The organism is Antarctobacter sediminis (assembly GCF_019218285.1).
GTDB classification, from domain to species: domain Bacteria; phylum Pseudomonadota; class Alphaproteobacteria; order Rhodobacterales; family Rhodobacteraceae; genus Antarctobacter; species Antarctobacter sediminis.
The window spans coordinates 762,721-785,329 of the sequence record NZ_JAHUZG010000003.1 but is presented as its reverse complement, the minus strand read 5'-3'; the positions used below and the strand labels follow the sequence as shown (position 1 = coordinate 785,329).

Genomic DNA, 22,609 nt, shown 5'->3' with positions numbered 1-22,609 from the left:
ATGTGGCCAAGCTAACCCCGCGCCTTTCGTCGCACTTTGACAGGTGTCAATGTCCGCGTTGCGTTCCATTGATGCAGATCAAGGATGCCTTTGACCCAACATCGTTAGGACGACCCCAGTCTAAAACCGCCCCTGCGACCAACGAATCGCGGAGGTAAGACGAAGGGACGAAAAATGTTGAATTATCTCAAGCTCATCGTGCTGGGATTGATCGCCATCTTCTCGATGGTTGCGATCAACTATGCACGCGATGTGGCTTACATGGTCCATGCGATCATCGTTCTGGCAGTCTCTGCCGGACTGTTCCTGTGGGTCCTTCGCCACACTGACGAACCGGCCACCCCGGCTCCGCAAAACGAATACATGGACGGCGTCGTGCGCGCCGGCGTAACCGCAACCGCATTCTGGGGGGTCATCGGCTTCCTTGCCGGGACGTTCATCGCCGCCCAGCTGGCTTTTCCGGTGCTCAACTTCGACTGGGCACAGGGTTACCTGAACTTTGGCCGCCTGCGCCCGCTGCACACCAGCGCCGTGATCTTTGCCTTTGGTGGCAACGCCCTGATCGCGACCTCTTTTTACGTGGTGCAGCGCACCTCGGCGGCGCGTCTGTGGGGCGGCAACCTCGCGTGGTTCGTGTTCTGGGGCTACAACCTGTTCATCGTGCTGGCGGCGACCGGCTATGTGCTGGGGTCGACCCACGCCAAGGAATATGCCGAACCGGAATGGTATGTCGACTGGTGGCTGACGATCGTCTGGGTCGCCTATCTGGCCGTTTTTGTGGGCACGCTGGTCAAGCGCAAAGAGCCCCACATCTACGTGGCGAACTGGTTCTACCTGTCTTTCATCCTGACCGTTGCCATGCTGCACGTTTTCAACAACCTGGCGATCCCGGTGTCGATCTGGGGATCCAAATCGGTTCAGGTCTTCTCGGGTGTGCAGGATGCGATGACCCAGTGGTGGTACGGCCACAACGCCGTGGGCTTTTTCCTGACCGCGGGTTTCCTGGGCATGATGTATTACTTCATCCCGAAACAGGCCGAACGTCCCGTCTTTTCGTACAAACTGTCGATCATCCACTTCTGGGCGCTGATCTTCATCTACATCTGGGCCGGTCCGCACCACCTGCACTATACGGCCCTGCCTGACTGGGCCTCGACCCTTGGCATGGTGTTCTCGGTCGTGCTGTGGATGCCCAGCTGGGGCGGCATGATCAACGGCCTGATGACGCTTTCGGGCGCGTGGGACAAGCTGCGCACCGACCCGGTTATCCGCATGATGGTGATCTCTGTCGGCTTCTACGGCATGTCCACCTTCGAAGGCCCGATGATGTCGATCCGTGCGGTGAACTCGCTTTCGCACTATACCGACTGGACGATTGGCCACGTGCATTCTGGCGCGCTTGGCTGGAACGGCATGATCACCTTTGGCGCGCTCTACTACCTTGTGCCGAAACTGTGGAACCGCGAGCGTCTGTATTCGCTTTCGATGGTGTCCTGGCACTTCTGGCTCGCCACGATCGGCATCGTTCTCTACGCGGCATCCATGTGGGTGACAGGCATCATGGAAGGCCTGATGTGGCGCGAAGTGGATGCCAACGGCTTCCTCGTCAACTCTTTCGCCGACACCGTGGGCGCCAAGTTCCCGATGTACGTCGTGCGTGCCCTTGGCGGTGTGCTCTACGTCGTGGGTGGCGTGATCATGTGCTACAACCTGTGGATGACCGTTAAGCGGGCACCGGCCGTCGAGGCCAATGTCGCCACGGCCCATGCCACTCCGGCCGAATAAGGAGGACCGGACATGAGCATTCTCAACAAACACGCCATCCTTGAAAAGAACGTCACGCTGTTGGCCATCTTTGCCTTTCTCGTGGTGACCATCGGGGGGCTGGTGCAGATCGTGCCGCTGTTCTACCTCGAAAACACCATCGAGGACGTTGAAGGCATGCGCCCCTATACGCCGCTGGAACTGGCGGGGCGCGAGGTCTACCTGCGCGAGGGTTGCTACGTCTGCCACAGCCAGATGATCCGCCCCATGCGGGACGAGGTAGAACGCTACGGTCACTATTCGCTGGCGGTGGAATCGAAATACGACCACCCGTTCCAGTGGGGGTCCAAGCGCACCGGCCCCGATCTGGCCCGTGTCGGTGGCCGCTATTCGGATGAATGGCACGTCGACCACCTGCGCGACCCGCAGTCAGTTGTGCCGGAATCGGTCATGCCCAAATACGGTTTCCTCGAAGCCAAGCTGATCGAAGGCACCTACATCGCCGACCTAATGAAGACCAACCGCATCGTCGGCGTTCCCTACACGGACGAGATGATCGAAGCGGCGCAGGCGGACTTCAAGGCTCAGGCCGATCCCGACAGCGATTTCGACGGTCTGCTGGAGCGCTACGGCGAAAGCGTAAACGTCCGCAACTTTGACGGTGCCCCCGGCATTTCCGAAGCGGACGCGCTGATCGCCTACCTCCAGATGCTGGGCACGCTGGTCGATTTCTCGACCTTCACGCCCGACGCCAGCCGGTAAGCGGAGGACACTATGGAAACCTATTCCTTCCTTCGTGAACTGGCTGACAGCTGGGGGCTGCTGGCGATGTTCGGCTTCTTCGTGGGGATCGTGATCTGGGCCTTCCGGCCCGGATCGGGAAAGATCCACGAGGATACGGCCAACATCCCGTTCCGCCACGATGACCGACCCGCGCCCGACCACGGCGCAGACACACCCGCCGCAAACTGAGGAGGCCGGGACAATGAGTGACAAGAAAAAAGACGATCTCGACTACGAGACGACAGGCCATTCGTGGGACGGTATTGAAGAGTACAACAAGCCGCTGCCCAAGTGGTGGCTCTGGACCTTCTACGCCTGCATCGTCTGGGGGATCGGCTATACCATCGCCTATCCCGCATGGCCGGGCATTTCGGGGGCAACTCCCGGGCTTTTGGGCTATTCGACCCGCGGAAACGTTGAAAAGGCCATCTCCGACCACGAGGCGGAGCTGGGGCCGATCAACGCAAAGCTGGCGGCAGCAGAGCTTACGGCCATCGCCGATGACCCGGAACTGCTGCAATATGCCAATAACGCGGGCGCGGCGGTCTTTTTGACATGGTGCGCCCAGTGCCACGGGTCCGGTGCCGCAGGTGCAAAGGGCTATCCCAACCTTCTGGACGACGACTGGCTTTGGGGCGGTTCGATCGAGGCGATTCACACCACGGTGTCGGTTGGCATCCGCGATCAGGCCGACGCCGATGGCGATTGGCTGCGTCAGTCGGAAATGCCGGCCTTTGGGCGGGATGAACTGTTGCCGCCGGAACAGATCGATCAGGTAGTCAACTACGTGATGTCCCTGTCCGGCGAGCCAAAGGACGCTTCGCTGGTGGCCGAAGGTGAGACTGTCTACCTCGACAACTGCGCCTCCTGTCACGCCGATGACGCAAAAGGCGACCGCACCCTGGGGGCGCCCAACCTCAGCGATGCGATCTGGCTTTACGGTGGTGACTTCGACACCATCAAGGAAACGGTCTGGAACTCGCGCTACGGCATGATGCCCCCAATGGGCGGTGCCGACCTGACCGAGGCAGAGATCCGCGCTGTTGCGGTCTATGTCCACGGTCTGGGCGGCGGCGAAGCCTCCGAAGACTGATCCCTGCACGGACCATGAGATCGCCCCTCGCGCCATGGCGCGGGGGGCTTTTCTTTGCTTTCGACACAAAAAGTTCACACAATCTAAAACAAATTCACCGATCACCGAGCGCACCTCCAAGTATGGATACGCGCATGACCGGATCGACCCACGGCTTGCCCATGGCAGCCGATGACATCACAGGATGGATCGAACCGCTTTTCGCGGCCTGCCCGGATCCCGTGCTGGTCACGGATTCATCGCACCGCATCCTTTGGGTGTCGTCCGCCTTCGCGGCGTTGATCGGGGTCGACGCGTCCAATCTGCTTGGCCGCAGCGAAGCCGATCTTCGCGCTGAATCGGACCTGCCGGGTTCGGGCGATACCGAATTTTATCGCCACATGGACGGCACCCGCATCCGCGCACAGGTCACCCGATGGTCGATCAGCCTACCGAACGACGGTCCATCGTGCTGGGTGGTCAGGCTGCGCGACGTCACACAGGACCATCGGGGCGCCATGGCGCGCGGCGACTTGTTGGCGCTCCTATCCGACCAGTCAACATGCCCGGCGCAAAAGATCGACGCGATCCTTGCGCTTGGGCGCGACTATCTGCGCATGCCTGTCGCCATGGCCACGCGGCTTGAAAACGGCGGCCTGACCGTTAGCCATGCCCGTTCCCTGATCCCCGGCATCACGCCCGGTTTGCGCCTGTGCCGCGCCGCGCAGGATTGTGGCGAAACCCTTTGTGCCGGCACCCCCGTCGCCCTGCATCTTTGCCCTTCGGGTCAGGGCTTTGCCTTGGGGCCGCACCGGATGATGACTCACATCAGCACGCCCCTTACCGTCGGCGGCGAACGGATCGGCACGCTTTGCTTTCAGGGGCCGGACGAACGCCCCGGTTTCACCCCCGTGGAACGTGAGATGGTCAGCCTGCTGAGCGCGGCGCTTGGGCAGCAAATGGCCAGCGCGGCTACGATGCAAGCTCTGGAAACCGCCGCCAAACGAGATTGGCTGACCGGAGCGAACAGTGCCCGCCAGTTCCGAAACGATCTGGCCGAGGTGTTCCGCACCGTGCGCCGCAACGATGCCACGGCCAGCCTGATCCTGTTCGACATCGACCATTTCAAGTCGATCAATGACGGCTATGGGCATGACATGGGCGACCGCGCCCTGATCGAAATCGTACAGCGCGTGCGCAAAAACCTTCAGGATAAGGTGCGGCTCTACCGTGTCGGCGGCGAGGAGTTCGGCCTGATCCTGCCCGGCACCTGCGCCGACAGCGCCGCAATTCTGGCCGAGTCTCTGCGCATGCGCATCGCCGCCGCTCCGCCCCCCACGTCGGAAGTGCCTCCGATGACGGCGAGTTTCGGCGTGGCCGAGCTGGACCCTGATCTGGATGGTGAGGACCATTGGCTGAAATGCGCGGACATCGCGCTTTATTCCGCCAAGAACGGCGGTCGCAATCGCGTGGTCAGCAACCGCAAGATCGCCGGTCTGCCGACACCGATGCAGAAAACCAGCGCACTGACCTCGGCAGGTCAAAAAATCCGGCATCGCAGCCCGGCGACTTGACTCAGGTCAAGGCCGTGCCGGGCCGTCCTGCTATTCTCTGCTCAAGGTCGTCGGGATCAAGATCCCGACGCACTTTTCCCGGCCTCAAGGGGTTGGGTATGGCGCTGGTGTCCTGTCCTGTTCGCGCGTTTCCTGGGACACCAGCGCCCTTTTGCATCCCTTACCGCATTTGCACTTTCACCGGGGAACGGTACGCTTTGCGCGTTTGCCCCGATGCTTGCCCGGTCGTTTGCCCGGGGCCCGGGGCCGCCCGCCAAAGATCGGGCCGGTAGACGACAGGATCAATCATCGCGCCCGCTCCTGTGGCCGGCGTGGTGGCGAAACGGCAGGACCTCATCCAGCCAGCCCAGTTTTGGCAAATCCTCTGCCGTCGGGCGCTGTGCGCCCGAAATGTTCCGCGTGGCGGTGAGAAAGCTCTTTGCAAGAATTCCGAACATCCTGGCCTCCTTTGCATGTTCAGGTCATGCCCAACCTTGACGGTTCGGGGCCTGCCATGCGACTCAGGAATAAATCAAACATGTAACTCACGCTTACACATGAACTGGTCGAACCTGCCACCGCTGTCCGCCTTGCGCGCCTTTTGTGCATATGCCGAAACGAGATCCGTCAACGCTGCCGGTGCGGCGCTGAATGTTAGCCATGCTGCCATCAGCCAACAGATGCGCGCGCTGGAGGCCCACATGGGCGTTGCGCTGCTGGATCGTCGCGGGCGCAAGCTGGAACTGACCGCCGAGGGAGAGACCCTGGCCCGCTGCCTGATCGAGGGTTTCGGCACCATCGCCCTGACCGTGGAGGCGCTGACCGGCGCGGATGCCTCGCGCCCGTTGCAGATCTCGGTCACGCCCACCTTTGCCGCCGCATGGCTTATGCCCCGCCTGCCCGGCTTTCGTGAGATACACCCAGACATCAACCTGATGATCGACCCCTCGGCACGGGTGCAACCGATGGAACCCGGCGGGTTTGACATGGCGCTGCGATATGGCGATGGACAATGGCCCGGGCTGGACTCGGAATTACTGATCCGCTCTCCCATCGTGGTGGTTGCCGCCCCGGATCTGGTGGGGGACAGGCCCGTGACCTCTCCCGCTGACCTGCGCGACTATCATTGGCTGCAAGAGCTTGGCACCAACGAAGCGACCGAATGGTTTGCCCAGCATGGCGTCGACCGTGACGCGGGGCGCGGCTATACCGCCCTGCCCGGCAACCACATGCTGGAAGCGGCCCGCGCCGGTCAGGGGGTTGCCATTGTCGCAGGTGTGTTCGTCGAACCCGATATTCAGGCCGGACGGCTGCGCAAACTGTTCGAGGACAAGCTGGAAAAGGGGTATCATATCGTTACGCGCCCCGGAGTGCCGCGCCCGCCGCTCAAGGCCTTCCTGACCTGGCTCCGCCGCGAAGCAGCGAAAACCTGAGTCACAAATTCAAAAATTGATGCAGGTCAAAGCTCCGGCAGCCGCGCTCTGGGAAAACCGGCCCCAAATCCAGATCCCAACGGAGCGATTCCCCGTGTCCGACAGCAATTCACCGGCCCCTTCCCTATACGCAGCACGCGAACCGATCTTTCCACGTCGGGTCAGCGGAAAATTCCGCAATCTCAAGTGGGTGATCATGATCGTCACCTTGGGGATCTACTATATTACGCCTTGGCTGCGCTGGGATCGCGGGCCGCAACTGCCCGATCAGGCCGTGCTGATCGACCTTGCCAACCGCCGGTTCTTTTTCTTCTGGATCGAGATCTGGCCGCATGAGTTCTATTTTGTCGCGGGCCTGTTGATCATGGCCGGGCTTGGATTGTTCCTGTTCACCTCGGCGCTGGGGCGCGTCTGGTGCGGCTATGCCTGCCCCCAGACCGTCTGGACGGATCTCTACATCCTTGTCGAACGCTGGATCGAGGGCGACCGCAACGCCCGCCTCCGCCTGCACCGCCAGAAAAAGCTGGATTTCCGCAAGGCCCGGCTGCGCGTCACAAAATGGGTCGCTTGGTTCCTGATCGGTCTGGCCACCGGCGGCGCATGGGTTTTCTATTTTGCCGATGCGCCGACCCTGCTGGTCGATCTTGTCACCGGGCAGGCGCATCCCGTCGCCTATACGACCATGCTGATCCTGACCGCGACGACCTTTTTCTTTGGCGGCTTTGCGCGCGAACAGATCTGCATCTACGCCTGCCCTTGGCCCCGCATTCAGGCTGCCATGATGGACGAGGACACGCTGACTGTCGGTTATCGCGAATGGCGCGGCGAACCGCGCGGCAAGCACCGCAAGTCCGAAGGGGCCGAGCAACTGGGCGATTGCATCGATTGCATGGCCTGCGTCAACGTCTGCCCAATGGGCATCGACATCCGCGACGGCCAGCAACTGGAATGCATCACCTGCGCGCTGTGCATCGACGCCTGCGACGACGTCATGGCAAAGATCGGCAAACCGCGCGGGTTGATCGACTATCTCGCGCTGTCCGATGAACCGCGGGAACGCGAAGGCAACACACCCCGCCCGATCTGGCACCACGTGTTCCGTGTGCGCACGATCATGTACACGGCGCTTTGGTCGCTTGTGGGTATCGGATTGGTCTTTGCGCTGTTCATCCGCCCGGAAATCGAGATGACGGTTGCCCCGGTCCGCAACCCCACCTTTGTCACGCTCTCCGATGGGTCGATCCGCAATACCTATGATGTCCGCCTGCTGAACAAACATGGCGAGGACCGCCCGTTCCGGCTGACCGTGCACGGCGATCCGACCCTACGGATCCAGTTGGAAGGCACGCCCTATGAAACCGTGGACGTGCCCGCCAATGAAACCTACCTGCAAAAGGTCTATGTTATTGCGCCGCCCTCGTCGGGTCCTGCAATGGCGGAACGGACGGAATTCCGGTTCTGGGTCGAGGATCTGACCAACGGAGACCGGGCCTATAACGACACGATCTTCAATGGAGCGGCGAACTGATGACAAAGAAAGAGTTCAAGCTGACCGGCTGGCACGTTCTGGGCATTTTCGGCGGTGCCTTCAGCGTCATCATCGGGGTCAACGTGGCGCTTGCGGTCAATGCCGTCAGCACCTTCCCCGGCCTCGAAGTGGCCAACAGCTATGTGGCCAGCCAGACTTTCGACAAACGCCGCGCCGCGCAAGAGGCGCTTGGCTGGAACGTCGAGGCGCGGATCGAGCAGGACATGCTGGTCCTGTCGATCACCGACGACGAAGGGCGTCCGATCCACACCCGTGACCTGACGGCCACGGTCGGTCGTCCGACCAATGTCAGCGAAGACCGGACGCCCGAGTTTGCCTTCAATGGCCGCGCCTACGTGGCGCATGAAACACTGCGGCCCGGCAACTGGGACGTCTGGCTGAAGGCGACCGCCCTTGACGGCACGCTGTTCGAACAACGCCTGCAAATGACGGTGGCGAACTGAGATGACCGCGACGCTGCGCCCTTCGCCCTCTGCCTGTCCGGCCTGTGTCGCGGCCCCCGCCGCGCAGGCCCTTGCCGAACAGGACCCCGTGAAAGAGGCGCATATCGTCCTGTCGCTGCCGACGATCCATTGCGCCGCCTGCATGGCTTCGGTCGAACGGGCCCTTGGGGCCGTGCCGGCGGTCCGTTCGGCGCGGGTCAACCTGACCCTGAAACGGGTCAGCATCGAGGCCGATCCCGACCTGACCGCCGCCGACGTGATCCCGGTGGTCGAAGGTGCCGGATACGAAGCGCATGAGTTGGACAGCACGGCGATTTCTGCCACCGCAACGGACAAGGCCGGGCGCGAGTTGCTGATGCGCCTTGCGGTGGCCGGCTTTGCGGCCATGAACGTCATGTTGCTGTCCATCGCGGTCTGGTCCGGGGCCGAAGGTCCGACACGCGACCTGTTTCACTGGATCTCCGCCGCGATCGTACTGCCTGCCGTGGCCTTTTCGGGCATGCCTTTCTTCCGCAACGCCTGGATGGCGCTCTCTGCGCGCAGCCTGAACATGGACGTGCCGATCTCGCTCGCGATCCTTCTGGCAGTGGGCACCTCCTTGTGGGAAACCTCGCTGTCCGGCGAACATGCCTATTTTGACGCCGCCATTGCGCTGACCTTCTTTCTTTTGACGGGCCGCTACCTTGATCACCGCACCCGTTCCGTCGCGCGCTCCGCGGCAGAGGAACTGGCCGCGCTGGAGGTGCCGCGCGCATGGCGAGTCACGGATGAGGGCGAAACGCAGGTTTCGGTGGCCGATCTGGCCGTGGGCGATCTGGTTCGGGTGCGCCCCGGTGGCCGGATGCCTGTCGACGGCGAAATCATATCCGGTACATCCGAACTGGACCGTTCGCTGCTGACCGGTGAAACCCTGCCCGTTTTTGCCGAACCCGGCCGCAGCGTCAGCGCCGGTGAGGTCAATCTGACCGGCCCGCTGGTGATCCGCGCCAGCGCCGTGGGCCGTGATACCTCGCTGCACCGCATGGCCGATCTGGTTGCCATCGCCGAGTCCGGCCGGTCACGCTATACGTCGCTGGCGGATCGTGCTGCGAAACTTTATGCGCCCGGCGTGCATATTCTCTCGGCGCTCGCCTTTCTTGGCTGGCTTGCCTACGCGGGCGACCTGCGCGTAGCGTTGAACATTGCCGCTGCCGTGCTGATCATCACCTGCCCCTGCGCGCTTGGTCTTGCGGTTCCCGCGGTGACGACCGCCGCCTCGGGGCGGCTGTTCCGACGCGGCCTGTTGATCAAACACGCCACCGCGCTGGAGCGGCTGGCGCAGGTGGATACCGTGGTCTTTGACAAGACCGGCACATTGACGGCAGGCACACCGGAACTGACCAACCTTGGAGATTTCACCCGGCGCGACCTTGAAATCGCTCTGGCCCTGGCAGAAGGCTCCAGCCATCCGCTGTCGCAATCGCTCACCGCCGCCGCGCGCGAAGCTGGCATCAAGCCCGCCGAGATTGCCAACATCACCGAGATCCCCGGCCACGGCACCACCGGCCAATGGCGCGGCCAGGAGGTCCGGCTGGGCCGCACGACCTGGGTCGGCGGCAGTCAGACCGAAATGACCGCCGCATGGCTGCGCGTTGGCGACGGGCCTGCGCAGGCCTTCCTTTTTACCGACCGTCTGCGCGACGGTGCCCAAGAAGCCGTCTCTGCCCTGCATGACGCCGGGTTGAAGGTGATCCTGATTTCGGGCGACACGACCCCGGCGGTCGAGGCCCTTGCCAACCGACTGGGCATCCAGCACTGGATGGCCGAGGCGCTGCCACAGGACAAATCCACCCGGATCGAAATGCTTAGCCGCGAGGGCGCGCATGTGCTCATGGTCGGTGACGGTTTGAACGATACAGCCGCATTGGCGGCGGCCCATGCTTCGATCTCGCCCGCCTCGGCGCTGGACGCGGCGCGCGTTGCCTCGGACATCGTGCTGCTGGGCGGTTCGCTGGCCCCTATCCCCGAGGCGGTCCGGACCGCCCAAAAGGCGACCAAGCGGATCCGCGAGAACTTTTCCATTGCCACGTGGTACAACATCATCGCCGTACCGCTGGCCGTGGCGGGCCTCTGCTCGCCGCTGATTGCCGCATTGGCCATGTCGACCAGTTCGATTACCGTTTCACTGAACGCGCTTCGCTTGCGATAAGAGGCCCCCGATGAACGTCCTGACCTACCTGATCCCGATTTCGCTGGTGCTGGGCGGCGCAGGTCTGGCGTTTTTTGTCTTTACCCTGCGTTCGAACCAGTATGACGACCCCGAAGGAGATGCTCAGCGAATCCTGTCCGGCGAATACGACGACCGCCCCAAGATGGACTGAGACGGGGCCAAGAGGGCGCGCGCCGCTGGCCTGACGCCCCTTTCCGCCTCAGACCGGCAGCGCGGTGGTCCGAAACACCGTCCGCAAGGCAAAAGAGCTTTGCATCTGTGCCACTCCGGGCAGCCGGCTAAGGTATTGCCGGTGAATGCGGGCGAAATCCTCGGTATCCTCGGCCACGACCTTCAGGATGTAGTCCGCCGTTCCCGCCATAAGGTGACATTCCAGCACGGCGGGCACCCGCGCCACTGCCTTTTCGAAGGCATCCAGCACTTCATCCGCCTGCGCCGTCAGGGTAATCTCGACAAATACGGTCGACGGCAACCCCAAGCGCCGCGCGTCCAAAAGCGCCACGTAATCGCGCACATAGCCCTCGGCCTCCAGCCGTTGAACCCGGCGATGACAGGCTGATGGGGACAGATGGACCGCCTCGGACAGGTCGGCGTTGGAAATGCGGCCCTTGCGTTGCAGGACCCTCAGAATGCGCCTGTCCGTCTCGTCCAGCTTCACTTGCGCAAGATCCTCCGCCTTTGGTGCCGTTTCTTCGTATAATCGTGCGTGGCCGTAACGCAGAATGCGCAAGCTTGCGAGCGCTTTGCAAGGCTTCGCTGCCATAATGTCGCACATGACGGCAGGAGGAGATGCCATGAAGATCGGTTGCCCCACAGAAATCAAACCCCAAGAGTTCCGCGTCGGCCTGACGCCCAACGCCGCGCGCGAGGCCGTGGCCCACGGTCATGAGGTCATCGTGCAGGCGGGCGCCGGAACCGGCGCGGGTTTCACAGACGCCGACTACACCGCCGCAGGGGCGCGGCTGGTGGATACCGCCGAGGAGATCTTCTCCGAGGCCGAGATGATCGTGAAGGTGAAAGAGCCGCAGGCCGCAGAGCGCGCCATGCTGCGCGAAGGCCAGTTGCTGTACACCTATCTGCACCTTGCCCCCGATCCGGACCAGACGAGGGATCTGCTGGCCTCTGGCTGTACCGCTATCGCCTATGAAACCGTCACCGACGACCGCGGCGGCCTGCCGCTGCTGGCGCCGATGTCCGAGGTCGCGGGCCGTCTGGCACCACAGGTCGGTGCCTGGACTTTGCAAAAGGCCAATGGCGGGCGCGGCGTGCTGATGGGCGGCGTGCCCGGCGTCGGTCCGGCACGCGTGCTGGTCATCGGCGGCGGCGTCGTCGGCACCCATGCGGCACGGATCGCGGCAGGCATGGGCGCGGATGTGACCGTGCTGGACCGTTCCCTGCCGCGCCTGCGCTACCTTGACGATGTGTTTGGCGGCACCTTCCGCACCGGCTATTCCAGCGCGGGCCTTCTGGCCGAGCACCTGGAACTGGCCGACATGGTGATCGGGGCCGTTCTGATCCCCGGTGCCGAGGCACCCAAGCTGGTCAAACGCGCCGACTTCGCCACGATGAAACCCGGCGCGGCGCTGGTGGACGTGGCCATCGACCAGGGCGGCTGTTTCGAGACCTCCAAGCCGACGACCCACGCGGACCCGATCTATGACGTCGACGGCATCATGCATTACTGCGTGGCCAACATGCCCGGAGCCGTGGCGCGGACATCGACCATCGCGTTGGGCAACGCCACCATGCCCTACATGCTGGCGCTGGCCGACAAGGGTTGGAAACAAGCCTGCGCTGACGATCCGCACTTGATGAACGGTCTCAACGTCCATGCCGGCAAGCTGACCTATTACGCCGTCGGCGAGGCGCAGGGGATCGACGTGACCTCTCCGCAATTGGTCATCAAGGGCTGACCTGCGACAGCCTGCCCCGGCGGAACCGTTCTTGCCGGGGCAAACTGTCAATCTCCTGTCATGTCGGGAGCGTAGCGCAAGGGATGAACCTCCACCGGAGACAGCCCAATGCCCGCCCCCGCAGAAAACGCCACGCCCCCCGCCGACACGCAACTGGAACAGACCCGCGCCGCCTGGGATCAGGCTCGCGGTCAGGCTGACCTTCTGACCGGTCTGGCGCGGTCCCATGGCTCGGCCATCGTCAACAGCACCATCGACCACATGACCGCCACGGCGGCGGCGGCCCAGGCGGCGCTGGCGCAGGTCGATCCGCTGACCATGGGACGCGACCTGGCGGATTACCTGAAAGACATGCAGGAACGTGCCGTGCTGTTCACCGACATTCTGCGGGAACGCGGCGATGCCTCGGCCCGGCGCGAAGCCGAAGGCCTGAAACCCGTGCTGGCCTTCGACTATGAAACCATTCTTGACGGTCGCCAGTTGCCCCGCCCCTGCAACTATGCGCTGGTGCGGATCACCCCGCCCCAAGGCTCTCCCGCCACCCGTGAGGATGGCCGTCCCTGGGTTATCATCGACCCGCGCGCGGGCCATGGATCCGGGATTGGCGGCTTCAAGGCGGAATCCGAGGTGGGCGTGGCGCTGGCCGACGGTCATCCTGTCTATTTCGTCATCTTCTACCCCCGCCCCGAACCGGGCCAGACCCTTGCCGATGTCTGCGAGGCCGAGGCCGAGTTCCTGCGCGAGGTCATGCGTCGCCACCCCGGCAGCCCCAAGCCGCTGGTCACAGGCAATTGTCAGGGCGGTTGGGCCGCGATGATCCTTGCCGCCACGCATACGGATCTGACCGGCCCGGTGGTGATCGCAGGCGCGCCGCTCAGCTATTGGGCGGGTCAGGTGGGCCACAACCCGTTCCGCTACTACGGCGGGCTGGCCGGGGGCGCGGTGCCGGCGCTGCTGTCCTCGGACCTTGGGGGCGGCACCTTTGACGGTGCCAGCCTTGTCCAGAACTTCGAAGGGCTGAATCCCGGGCGCAACCTGTTCCGCAAGAACTATGACCTGTTCAACGATGTGGACACCGGCGGCGACCGCTTTCTTGAGTTCGAAAAATGGTGGACCGGCTTCTACTTCATGACCGAGGCCGAGATCCGTTGGATTGTCGAAAACCTCTTTATCGGCAACAAGCTGACCGCAGGTCAGGCCGTGCTGGACAATGGCGTGCCCGTCGATCTGGCACGGATCACCGCGCCCGTGGTGGTCTTTGCCAGCCATGGCGACAATATCACCCCGCCGCAGCAGGCGCTGCACTGGATCGCGGATCTCTACGAGACCACCGAAGAATTGCGCGCCCGTGGTCATGTGATCGTCTACACCCTGCACGACAGCGTCGGGCATCTGGGCATCTTCGTTTCGGCCCGGATTGCCAACACGCGGCACCGCCACATCAATTCGGTCGTCAAGACGATCGAGGCGCTGGCCCCGGGCCTGTATGAAATGAAGATCGAAAAAGACGAGGACGGGTTCGAGATCGATCTTGTCAGCCGCCAGATCGACGACATCCGCGCCATGGGGGACGGCGAAGATGTAGAACAGGAATTCGCCGCCGTGGCGGAGTTGTCGGACTGGGCGGTGAAAAGCTACGAAATCGCCATGCGGCCATGGATCCGCGCAATGCTACCGCCTCAGGTAGGCCATCTCACCCGCGAAATGCACCCGATGCGGCTGCAGGCCCGCAGTTGGTCCTCGCAGAACCCGGCGGTGGCGGCGGTGTCGGATCATGCCCAAACCGTCCGCCAGACGCGCCACGCGGTCGACGGCGGCAACCCTTTCAAGGTTATGGAAATGGCCGCCGCCGATGCGATGGAACGCAGCCTTGACCTGTACCGCGACAGCCGCGACGCCATGCTGGAGCTGACATTCCACACGCTATACGCCAGCCCGTGGGCGCGCCAACTGGCCCCACGGCGCAAATCCGACCCGGTGCGCCACGACATCACCAGGTTCCCGGAGGTCCGCGAGGTCCTGCGCCACATCGAGGACGGCGGCTATCCCGAGGCTATCGTGCGCATGATGGTGTTGATGGCCCGTGCCCGGGGCGGCGTGCGTCGCGAAAGGCTGGAACGGTCGAACGCGCTGCTGCATGGGCGCGCACCGTTTTCGTCGATGACCGAAGAGATGCGCAACCACATGATCCACGAACAATCCATGATCGTCGATCTGGCGGGCAAAGAGGCCGTTGCCGCCCTGCCCAAGCTGCTGAAGGATGACGTCGACCGGCTGCGCGCGGTCAACCTTGTCTTCGAGGTGGCGGGCCCGCGCAATGAAATGGATGCGCCGACCATCGCCATGTTCGAACAGATCCAGGCCGCCCTGCGCATCCGCGCCCGGGGCTGGACCAACGAACGCGCGCCGGAGGTCTGACCGGCGCGCACCCTTTTCAGCCCCGCGCCTTCAGCACGTCGCGGATTTCGACCAGCAGGTCCAGCTCGGTCGGACCCTTGGGGGCCTCTTCCTTGGGGGCCTCTTGTTCCTTCTTGGCGGCCGCATCCTTGATGCGGTTGACCATCTTCACCAACATGAAGACGACAAAAGCGATGATCAGGAAATTGATCACGGCCATGACGAATTTGCCGATGGCAAAGACCGGGGCGCCAGCCTCGGTCGCGGCCTCGAGCGAGGCGTATTCGTTTCCGTCCAGCGCGTAGAACCAGCCCGAGAAATCGATCCCGCCGGTGAACAGCGCGATGATCGGGTTGATGATGTCGCCCACCAGCGAGCTGACGATCGCGGTAAAAGCCGCGCCGACGATGATGCCCACGGCCATGTCCATGACATTGCCCTTGGCGATAAAGTCCCTGAATTCCTGAATCATGTCCCTTGTCTCCCCTGTGATGACGCCGACCGGCATGGTCTGCGCCCCTGTCCACACGATCCCTGCGCAATTGCACAGGCGCCACCCTTATAAACAGGGAAAAACATGCCCAGCTTTCCCCGGAACCCAAGAAAGGCTCCTTCATGTTCGATCTCGCCGCACATCCGATCTCGGCCCGCTGGCCGGCGCTGCACCCCGACCACCTGCAACTGTATTCCTTCCCCACGCCCAACGGCGTCAAGGTGTCGATCATGCTGGAAGAAACGGGCCTGCCCTACGAGGTCCACCGGGTGACGCTGAACGACGCCGATGTCAAAAGCGCCGAGTTCCTGAGCCTGAACCCCAACAACAAGATCCCGGCCATTATCGACCCGAACGGGCCGGATGGCAGGCCGCTGACCCTGTTCGAATCCGGCGCGATCCTGCTGTATCTGGGCGAAAAAACCGGCAAGCTGCTGGGCAATTCGGCCCATGACAAGCACCAGATCACCCAGTGGCTGATGTTCCAGATGGGCGGGCTTGGCCCGATGCTGGGCCAATTGGGCTATTTCCACAAGTTTGCCGGGTCCGAGATCGAAGATCCGCGCCCGAAGCAGCGCTATATCAACGAGGCGCGCCGCCTGTTGAACGTGATCGAAGGACAACTGGCAGAGCGCGACTGGATCGCGGGCGACTATTCCATCGCCGACATCGCCATCGCGCCATGGCTGAACGCGACCGAGTATTACGGTGTGCGTGACACCATCGGCTGGTCCGATTTCCCGCGCACGATTGCCTATCTGGAGCGGTTCCTTGACCGTCCCGCCGTCAAACGCGGCATGATCGTCCCGTCGCGCGAGGGATAAGGATCGGACCGTAGGGCGGGGTATCCCCCGCCCCGCGCCGGCTCAGGACGGCAGCGCGCCGGTCAGCACGTAACGCAGCACCTGCACCACCTCTTGCGGGGTGCGGGCCACGGCCAGCGCGGCGGCATCCACCTCTTTCAGGGCGTGGTCATGTTCGGGCGGTTGCAGGACGATCAGCGACTTGCCCAGCGCGCTGGCATAACCCGCGTCAAAGGCGGCGTTCCACTGTTTGTACTTGTCGCCAAAGCGGACCACCACGACATCGGCATCGGCAATCCCCTTGCGGGTCCGGATGGCGTTGACCATCGCGCCCTTGTGGTCATGCCAGTATTTGTTGGGTTCTTCACCGAGGATTGCCACGCCGCAGTCATCGCTGGCCGCATGGTCCGTCACCGGCGCATTGAAGGTGATGTCCAGCCCCTGCGCGCCTTCGATGATCTGTTCGCGCCAGTCGGTGTGGATCTCTCCCGAGAGATAGACGTTCAGTCCCATGTCCGCTCCTTCACATCAAAAAGGGCGCGGTTTGCGCCCTGTTTCAGGTCAACATAATTGGCCCTACGTTCGGCGCAAGGTGAGAGCGGCAGGGAAAGAAGGGGGCGTTCATGTGAAAGGGGCGCCGTATCGGGGCGCCCCGTCTGGTTTTGAGGTCGGGCTGTCGTATGGCCTGAACCGAGGTTCAGCCGTCCACGCGGATGACCTCGTTCCTTGGGTCGTAGGGGCTGTCGCAGGTGACGGTCGCGTCCCAGAGTTGGTCGAGCATCTTGACCTTGAGAACCGTGCCTTCGACCGCCCGTTCGGGGGTGACATAGCCCATGCCGATGGACTTTCCGAAATGGACCGAGTAGCCGCCGGAGGTCAGGCGACCGACGCGGGTGCCGTCCTGCGTGTAGAGCACCTCGCGCCCCCAGGGATCGGCATCCGACGGGCCGTCGATCAGCAGGGTCACGCATTTGGAGCGCACGCCGGTTTCTTCCAGTCTGGCCTTGCCGTGGAAATCCTTGGACAGGTCGACAAAGCGCGGCAGATCGGCCTCGAGCGGGGTGGCGTCGCGGCCCAGTTCGTTGCCAAAGGCACGGTAGGATTTTTCCTGACGCAGCCAGTTCTGCGCCCGGGCGCCGACCAGTTTCATACCGTGTTTTTCGCCCGCGACCATGAGCTGATCCCAGAGGTTGTTCTGCATCTCGATCGGGTGGTGCAGTTCCCAGCCAAGCTCGCCGGTGTAGGCCACACGGATCGCCATGGTGGGCACCATGCCCAGTTCGATGTTGCGCATCGACAGCCATGGGAAACGCTTGTTGCCCAGCACGGTTTCCGGGTCGGCGTCCTTGACGATTTCCTTGAGCACGTCGCGGGATTTCGGCCCCGCGATGGCGAAGACACCCCATTGGGTCGTGACATCGTGGCAGGAGATCCAGCCGAACTCGGGGATCTTGTCCTCGATCGCCTTGCGCAGGAAGTCGCTGTCATATTCGGTCCAGGCCCCGGCGGAGACGAGGTAGTACTTGTCCTCGGCCAGGCGGACGATGGTGTATTCGGTCCGCGTGGTGCCGTTGACGGTCAGCGCGTAGGTCAGGTTGATGCGGCCGACCTTAGGCAGCTTGTTGCAGGTGAACCAGTCGAGGAACCGTGTCGCCCCCGGACCTTCGACGATGTGTTTGGTAAAGGCCGAGGCGTCGATCAGGCCCACGCCTTGGCGGATCGCCCTGGCCTCGTCCACAGCATATTGCCACCAGCCGCCGCGCCGGAAGCTGCGCGCGTCGTGGTCGAAATTGGCGGGGGCATCCAGCGGGCCGTAATAGTTGGGCCGTTCCCAGCCGTTGACGAAACCGAACTGCGCTCCCCGCGCCTTTTGCCGGTCATAAGCCGGGGCGGTGCGCAGCGGGCGGCAGGCTTCGCGTTCTTCGTCCGGGTGGTGCAGGATGTAGACGTGTTCGTAGCATTCCTCGTTCTTGCGGGCCGCGAACTCGGTCGTCATCCAGTTGGACGAGTAGCGTTTCGGGTCCAGCGAGGCCATGTCGATCTCGGCCTCGCCATTCACCATCATCTGGGCGAGGTAATAGCCGGTGCCGCCCGCGGCGGTGATGCCAAAGGAAAAGCCCTCTGCCAGCCACATGTTGCGCAGGCCCGGCGCCGGGCCGACCAGCGGGTTGCCGTCCGGCGTGTAGCAGATCGGACCGTTGAAATCGTCCTTGAGGCCGCTTTCGGCACAGGAGGGCACGCGTTCGGTCATGGCCATGTATTGTTCGGCGATGCGATCCAGATCCAGCGGGAAGAGGTCGGCGCGGAAGCTGTCCGGCACGCCGTATTCGAACCGCGCAGGCGCACCGTGTTCGTAGATGCCAAGGATCCAGCCGCCGCGTTCCTCACGCGCGTAGGATTCCTTGTCGGCGTCGCGGACGACCGGGTGTTCGGGGTTGCCTGCCTCGCGCCATTTGACCAGCTCAGGGTCCTTGTCCATGACGATGAAGGTGTGTTCCACCGGGATCGCGGGCATCTTGATACCCAAGAGCTTTGCGGTGCGCTGCGCATGGTTGCCCGATGCGGTCACGACATGTTCTGCGGTGATGACGACCTGTTCGTCGCTTTCGACGAGGTTGCCGCCCTTCTCGACCATCTTGGTGCAGGTGACTTCCCAATGGGTGCCGGTCCAGTTGAACGCATCGGCCTGAAGCTTTTGCACGATGTCCACGCCGCGCTGGCGCGCGCCCTTGGCCATCGCCTGCGTCACGTCGGCGGGGTTAATATAGCCGTCCTCGGTGTGATAGATCGCCCCTTTCAGGTCCGAGGTTTCGATCAGCGGCCAGCGTTCCTTGATCTGGTCCGGCGTCAGCCATTCGTATTTCACGTCGCAGGTTTCGGCGGTCGAGGCATAGAGCATGTATTCGTCCATGCGTTCCTGCGTCTGTGCCATGCGCAGGTTGCCGACGACGGCAAAGCCGGCGTTCAGGCCGGTTTCCTCTTCCAGCGTCTTGTAGAAATCGACCGAGTACTTGTGGATATGGGTTGTCGCGTAGGACATGTTGAACAGCGGCAGCAGGCCCGCCGCATGCCAGGTGGACCCGGCGGTCAGCTGGTCGCGTTCGATCAGCATGACATCGTCCCAGCCCGCCTTGGCCAGGTGATAGGCAATCGAGGTGCCGACGGCGCCACCACCGACGACCAGGGCTTTGACATGGGTTTTCATGACGCGACTCTCCGTGAACTTTCCTGACTGCATAGCGCGCCGGGCGGGGTTGCGCCGCGCGCGCCCGACCGGTCATGTGGGGAAAACGACGCCGCACCTTGCCAAAACCGTCGTCGTGCCAGTCAGGCGCACAAACGGGCATGACGCCATGCGGTCAAAGTACCCGCGATCAGCGATTTCACGGAGTTTGCCGGGCTTGCCCCGGGGCGGTGTCAATCCGCGACGACGCGGCAGAACTCAACGCCGCCGCAGGTTTCCGAACCGTGGCGGCGGTGCGCCTGAGGGGGCTCTCCGGGGCGGTTCACCACGGGTCTGGCGCGCAATTTTTCGGTCTCGTCGACGGAAGGCCCGGCAACCACCTGTCGGCGCAGGTCCAGCGCGACCCGGATGCGATCCGCGGTGTCGCCGCAATAAATGTCCCGCGACGCCAGTTGCAGGCAACTGCCCGGGTTCAGATCCCGCGCAATTTCTTGCTGGCGCAGCGCATAGGCCGGGTGATCAGCGGGCAATTTGCCGTCCCGCATCGCGATCCATTCCTCCCGCGCGCCGGGCGACAGTCCGTCATGGTGCAGCTTCATCATTTTCGGCGTCAACCCGCGTGCAGAAAGCTGCATGGCGAGGGTCAGCTTGTCATCGCGGTCCATCCCTTGCGTCGAAAAGCGCGGCACATGCACGGACGGTGCCGGGGATTGCACCTGAACTCTGGCCGGTTTGGCGTTCGGCGCATTGACGGGCGTATATCCTGCGGGCTCCGGGATGCGTGCGTCGCCAGCCACCGCTGCCAATTGCGCCAACAGACCCGGCGCCCTTGTGTCCTCGGCAGGCGCGGTCAGTTGCAGAGGTTGAGACGGCTGCCCGCGCTCCGATGGCGCGAGGCTCACCAGCGCCGCAAGGCCAAGCCCCGCCACGCCCAAAGCGGCGCAGAGGTAGACTCCAAGGCGTATCGCCCCGTTGCGTCGGCGCGGCGGTCGCGCCGGGCGCAATTGTCGCAAGATCTCCTGATCGCTTTGCATCATCTGCCTCCGCCTGTCCGTCGCCCTTTGGGCTAGCGGGCAAATCCGGCGAAAGATTGACTGTTGCGCGGCCTGTTCTGGGTTCCTGCCCGGGCCACCGGGCCCCGGCAGAGACTATCCCCCGAGACCGCGGCGACTATGGGTCAGCAATTGTACATGTAGGTGAAAACAAGCGTATCCGTGCGCCACTGGCCGGTTGGATTACAGTTGTTGTGCACCTGATACTGTCCGGTGATCTGAACGCGCAGCGGATTCTGCAACACCGGTCCTTCGACATAGTATTCCAGCGGGCTGCCCGGGCAGGACCGCGAGAAACGCCGCGCTGTGCCGCTGTACCATTCGCCGCTTTTTGCGCCGTTGAACAACAGCGTACCGGGCGTGACACCTGCCGGGTACTGCCAGTTGTGCGGCGTGGTTTCATACCAGAACCAGCGGTTGTTGCCCTGCGCCGTCAGACGCATGACGGATCCGTTGTGATCCCAGCAGGAATCCGCGATGGCCTGGCTTGCCACAAGGCAGGCAAGGATCGTGGTGAAAAGTCGCTTCATCGGGAAGCCTTTCGCTTGGACGTGACCTAAAGTCAGTTTCCGCGCCAGCTGTCCATCCTGTCAAACCTTTTCGACCCCGTCCTTTCCGCCGCTAGTCCCTGCCCGCGCGGCGACAGGCAACCGGCGAAACCGCGGACATGGGGGATTTTGCCTGCCTGCCGGGACGGCATCCGGCAATTCCTTGCTGATTTGCCCTGCGGCCCCCCTTCCGCATCCAGTGGCCCAGCCGTATAAGACCAGCGGCCCGCACTGTCAGAGTCGCGGGCCTTTGAGGCAATGGGGCAAGAACAATATGTTTGGCATGGATGGCATCCTGGGCCTGTTCTCTTCGGACATGGCCATCGACCTGGGGACCGCAAACACGCTGGTCTATGTGAAAGGCAAGGGTGTTGTTCTCTCTGAGCCGTCGGTGGTCGCCTATCACATCAAGGACGGCCAGAAGAAGGTTCTGGCCGTGGGCGAGGACGCCAAGCTGATGCTGGGGCGGACCCCCGGCAGCATCGAGGCGATCCGCCCGATGCGCGAAGGCGTGATCGCGGATTTCGACACCGCCGAGGCGATGATCAAGGAATTCATCCGCAAGGTTCACCGCCGGTCGACATTTTCGAAACCCAAGATCATCGTCTGCGTCCCGCATGGCGCGACGCCGGTTGAAAAACGCGCGATCCGCCAGTCGGTTCTGTCCGCCGGTGCGCGCAAGGCCGGACTGATCGCGGAACCCATCGCGGCGGCCATCGGTGCGGGCATGCCGATCACCGATCCGACCGGCAACATGGTCGTCGACATCGGCGGCGGCACAACCGAGGTGGCTGTGCTGTCGCTGGGCGACATCGTCTATGCGCGTTCGGTGCGCGTGGGCGGCGACCGTATGGACGAAGCCATCATCAACTACCTGCGCCGCCAACAGAACCTTCTGGTGGGCGAATCCACCGCCGAGCGCATCAAGACATCCATCGGCACGGCGCGGATGCCCGACGACGGACGCGGCTCGTCGATGCAGATTCGCGGTCGCGACCTGCTGAACGGCGTGCCCAAGGAAACCGAGATCAGCCAGGCCCAGGTGGCCGAGGCACTGAGCGAGCCGGTGCAGGCGATCTGCGAAGCGGTGATGACCGCGCTGGAAGCGACGCCGCCGGATCTTGCCGCCGACATCGTCGACCGTGGCGTGATGCTGACCGGGGGTGGTGCGCTGCTGGGGGATCTGGACCTTGCCCTGCGCGAACAGACCGGGCTGGCCGTTTCGATCGCAGACGAGTCGCTGAATTGCGTGGCCCTTGGCACGGGCAAGGCACTGGAATACGAAAAACAGCTGCGTCACGCCATCGACTACGACAGCTGAGACCCGGCAACGGCAGGTGGCGCTTTGCGCGCCCCGCCAAGCGCCCGCTGTACCTGAGCCGGGGCCTTCAGTATTATCCGGCAAACCCGACG

At 63.3% G+C, this 22,609-nt stretch carries 21 protein-coding genes; 14 read left to right on the top strand and 7 right to left on the bottom strand.

Annotated features, from left to right (window positions below; translation table 11 throughout):
- The first annotated feature begins 174 nt into the window (after positions 1 to 174).
- From ccoN to KJP30_RS18825, 5 genes are all read left to right on the top strand, one after another.
- Positions 175 to 1,785: a cytochrome-c oxidase, cbb3-type subunit I gene (ccoN, locus tag KJP30_RS18845; RefSeq protein WP_218450873.1), complete on the top strand. Its 1,611-nt coding sequence runs from the start codon at positions 175 to 177 to the stop codon at positions 1,783 to 1,785.
- Positions 1,786 to 1,797: 12 nt separating this feature from the next.
- Positions 1,798 to 2,526, top strand: coding sequence for a cytochrome-c oxidase, cbb3-type subunit II (gene ccoO / locus KJP30_RS18840; protein WP_218450872.1), 729 nt, complete (start codon positions 1,798 to 1,800; stop codon positions 2,524 to 2,526).
- A gap of 12 nt (positions 2,527 to 2,538) precedes the next feature.
- Positions 2,539 to 2,736: a cbb3-type cytochrome c oxidase subunit 3 gene (locus KJP30_RS18835; RefSeq protein WP_218450871.1), complete on the top strand. Its 198-nt coding sequence runs from the start codon at positions 2,539 to 2,541 to the stop codon at positions 2,734 to 2,736.
- Between the two features lie 13 nt (positions 2,737 to 2,749).
- Entirely contained in the window at positions 2,750 to 3,640 is an 891-nt protein-coding gene (gene ccoP / locus KJP30_RS18830; protein WP_218450870.1) for a cytochrome-c oxidase, cbb3-type subunit III, read from the top strand.
- A 134-nt stretch (positions 3,641 to 3,774) separates the two neighbouring features.
- Positions 3,775 to 5,193, top strand: a complete 1,419-nt coding sequence (locus KJP30_RS18825) for a GGDEF domain-containing protein (RefSeq protein WP_218450869.1) — start codon at positions 3,775 to 3,777, stop codon at positions 5,191 to 5,193.
- Positions 5,194 to 5,474: 281 nt separating this feature from the next.
- Here the strand turns inward: KJP30_RS18825 and KJP30_RS18820 are convergent, their stop codons facing one another.
- Positions 5,475 to 5,630 (bottom strand): hypothetical protein, encoded by a 156-nt coding sequence (locus KJP30_RS18820; protein ID WP_218450868.1) that lies wholly within the window; start codon positions 5,628 to 5,630, stop codon positions 5,475 to 5,477.
- 99 nt (positions 5,631 to 5,729) lie between these two features.
- Between KJP30_RS18820 and KJP30_RS18815 the strand changes: the two genes are divergently transcribed.
- The 5 genes from KJP30_RS18815 (at position 5,730) to ccoS (ending at position 10,957) form a co-directional block, all read left to right on the top strand.
- On the top strand, positions 5,730 to 6,605 hold the full coding sequence (locus tag KJP30_RS18815) for a LysR family transcriptional regulator (RefSeq protein WP_218450867.1): 876 nt from the start codon (positions 5,730 to 5,732) through the stop codon (positions 6,603 to 6,605).
- A 94-nt stretch (positions 6,606 to 6,699) separates the two neighbouring features.
- Positions 6,700 to 8,133, top strand: coding sequence for a cytochrome c oxidase accessory protein CcoG (ccoG, locus tag KJP30_RS18810; RefSeq protein WP_218450984.1), 1,434 nt, complete (start codon positions 6,700 to 6,702; stop codon positions 8,131 to 8,133).
- Positions 8,133 to 8,597 (top strand): FixH family protein, encoded by a 465-nt coding sequence (locus KJP30_RS18805; RefSeq protein WP_218450866.1) that lies wholly within the window; start codon positions 8,133 to 8,135, stop codon positions 8,595 to 8,597. Before ccoG ends, KJP30_RS18805 begins: the two co-directional genes overlap by 1 nt.
- Before the next feature lies 1 nt (position 8,598).
- Positions 8,599 to 10,785, top strand: coding sequence for a heavy metal translocating P-type ATPase (locus KJP30_RS18800; RefSeq protein WP_218450865.1), 2,187 nt, complete (start codon positions 8,599 to 8,601; stop codon positions 10,783 to 10,785).
- Positions 10,786 to 10,795: 10 nt separating this feature from the next.
- Positions 10,796 to 10,957 (top strand): cbb3-type cytochrome oxidase assembly protein CcoS, encoded by a 162-nt coding sequence (gene ccoS / locus KJP30_RS18795; protein WP_218450864.1) that lies wholly within the window; start codon positions 10,796 to 10,798, stop codon positions 10,955 to 10,957.
- Positions 10,958 to 11,005: 48 nt separating this feature from the next.
- On the opposite strand, the gene KJP30_RS18790 is transcribed toward ccoS, so the two are convergent.
- Positions 11,006 to 11,464, bottom strand: a complete 459-nt coding sequence (locus KJP30_RS18790) for an Lrp/AsnC family transcriptional regulator (protein ID WP_218450983.1) — start codon at positions 11,462 to 11,464, stop codon at positions 11,006 to 11,008.
- A gap of 136 nt (positions 11,465 to 11,600) precedes the next feature.
- Here KJP30_RS18790 and ald point away from each other — a divergent pair, with 136 nt between their 5' ends.
- Both ald and KJP30_RS18780 read left to right on the top strand, forming a co-directional pair.
- Complete coding sequence (gene ald, locus KJP30_RS18785; RefSeq protein WP_218450863.1) at positions 11,601 to 12,719, top strand: alanine dehydrogenase; 1,119 nt, start codon at positions 11,601 to 11,603, stop codon at positions 12,717 to 12,719.
- A 108-nt stretch (positions 12,720 to 12,827) separates the two neighbouring features.
- Positions 12,828 to 15,137, top strand: a complete 2,310-nt coding sequence (locus tag KJP30_RS18780; protein ID WP_218450862.1) for a DUF3141 domain-containing protein — start codon at positions 12,828 to 12,830, stop codon at positions 15,135 to 15,137.
- A gap of 16 nt (positions 15,138 to 15,153) precedes the next feature.
- On the opposite strand, the gene mscL is transcribed toward KJP30_RS18780, so the two are convergent.
- Positions 15,154 to 15,588, bottom strand: coding sequence for a large conductance mechanosensitive channel protein MscL (gene mscL, locus KJP30_RS18775; protein ID WP_218450861.1), 435 nt, complete (start codon positions 15,586 to 15,588; stop codon positions 15,154 to 15,156).
- A gap of 143 nt (positions 15,589 to 15,731) precedes the next feature.
- On the opposite strand from mscL, the gene KJP30_RS18770 reads away from it, so the two are divergent.
- A complete protein-coding gene (locus tag KJP30_RS18770) occupies positions 15,732 to 16,433 on the top strand; it encodes a glutathione S-transferase family protein (protein WP_218450860.1) in 702 nt (233 codons plus the stop codon).
- 42 nt (positions 16,434 to 16,475) lie between these two features.
- Here the strand turns inward: KJP30_RS18770 and KJP30_RS18765 are convergent, their stop codons facing one another.
- The 4 genes from KJP30_RS18765 to KJP30_RS18750 all read right to left on the bottom strand — a co-directional run bounded on the left by KJP30_RS18765 (position 16,476) and on the right by KJP30_RS18750 (position 21,178).
- Positions 16,476 to 16,925 (bottom strand): YtoQ family protein, encoded by a 450-nt coding sequence (locus KJP30_RS18765; RefSeq protein ID WP_218450859.1) that lies wholly within the window; start codon positions 16,923 to 16,925, stop codon positions 16,476 to 16,478.
- A 184-nt stretch (positions 16,926 to 17,109) separates the two neighbouring features.
- The gene (locus tag KJP30_RS18760; protein WP_218450858.1) at positions 17,110 to 19,617 is read right to left on the bottom strand and encodes a GcvT family protein; all 2,508 of its coding nucleotides are present in this window, start codon (positions 19,615 to 19,617) and stop codon (positions 17,110 to 17,112) included.
- Between the two features lie 212 nt (positions 19,618 to 19,829).
- Entirely contained in the window at positions 19,830 to 20,630 is an 801-nt protein-coding gene (locus tag KJP30_RS18755; protein ID WP_218450857.1) for a hypothetical protein, read from the bottom strand.
- Positions 20,631 to 20,773: 143 nt separating this feature from the next.
- Positions 20,774 to 21,178, bottom strand: a complete 405-nt coding sequence (locus KJP30_RS18750; RefSeq protein WP_218450856.1) for a hypothetical protein — start codon at positions 21,176 to 21,178, stop codon at positions 20,774 to 20,776.
- A 301-nt stretch (positions 21,179 to 21,479) separates the two neighbouring features.
- On the opposite strand from KJP30_RS18750, the gene KJP30_RS18745 reads away from it, so the two are divergent.
- On the top strand, positions 21,480 to 22,517 hold the full coding sequence (locus KJP30_RS18745; RefSeq protein WP_370631066.1) for a rod shape-determining protein: 1,038 nt from the start codon (positions 21,480 to 21,482) through the stop codon (positions 22,515 to 22,517).
- The last annotated feature ends 92 nt before the right edge of the window (positions 22,518 to 22,609 follow it).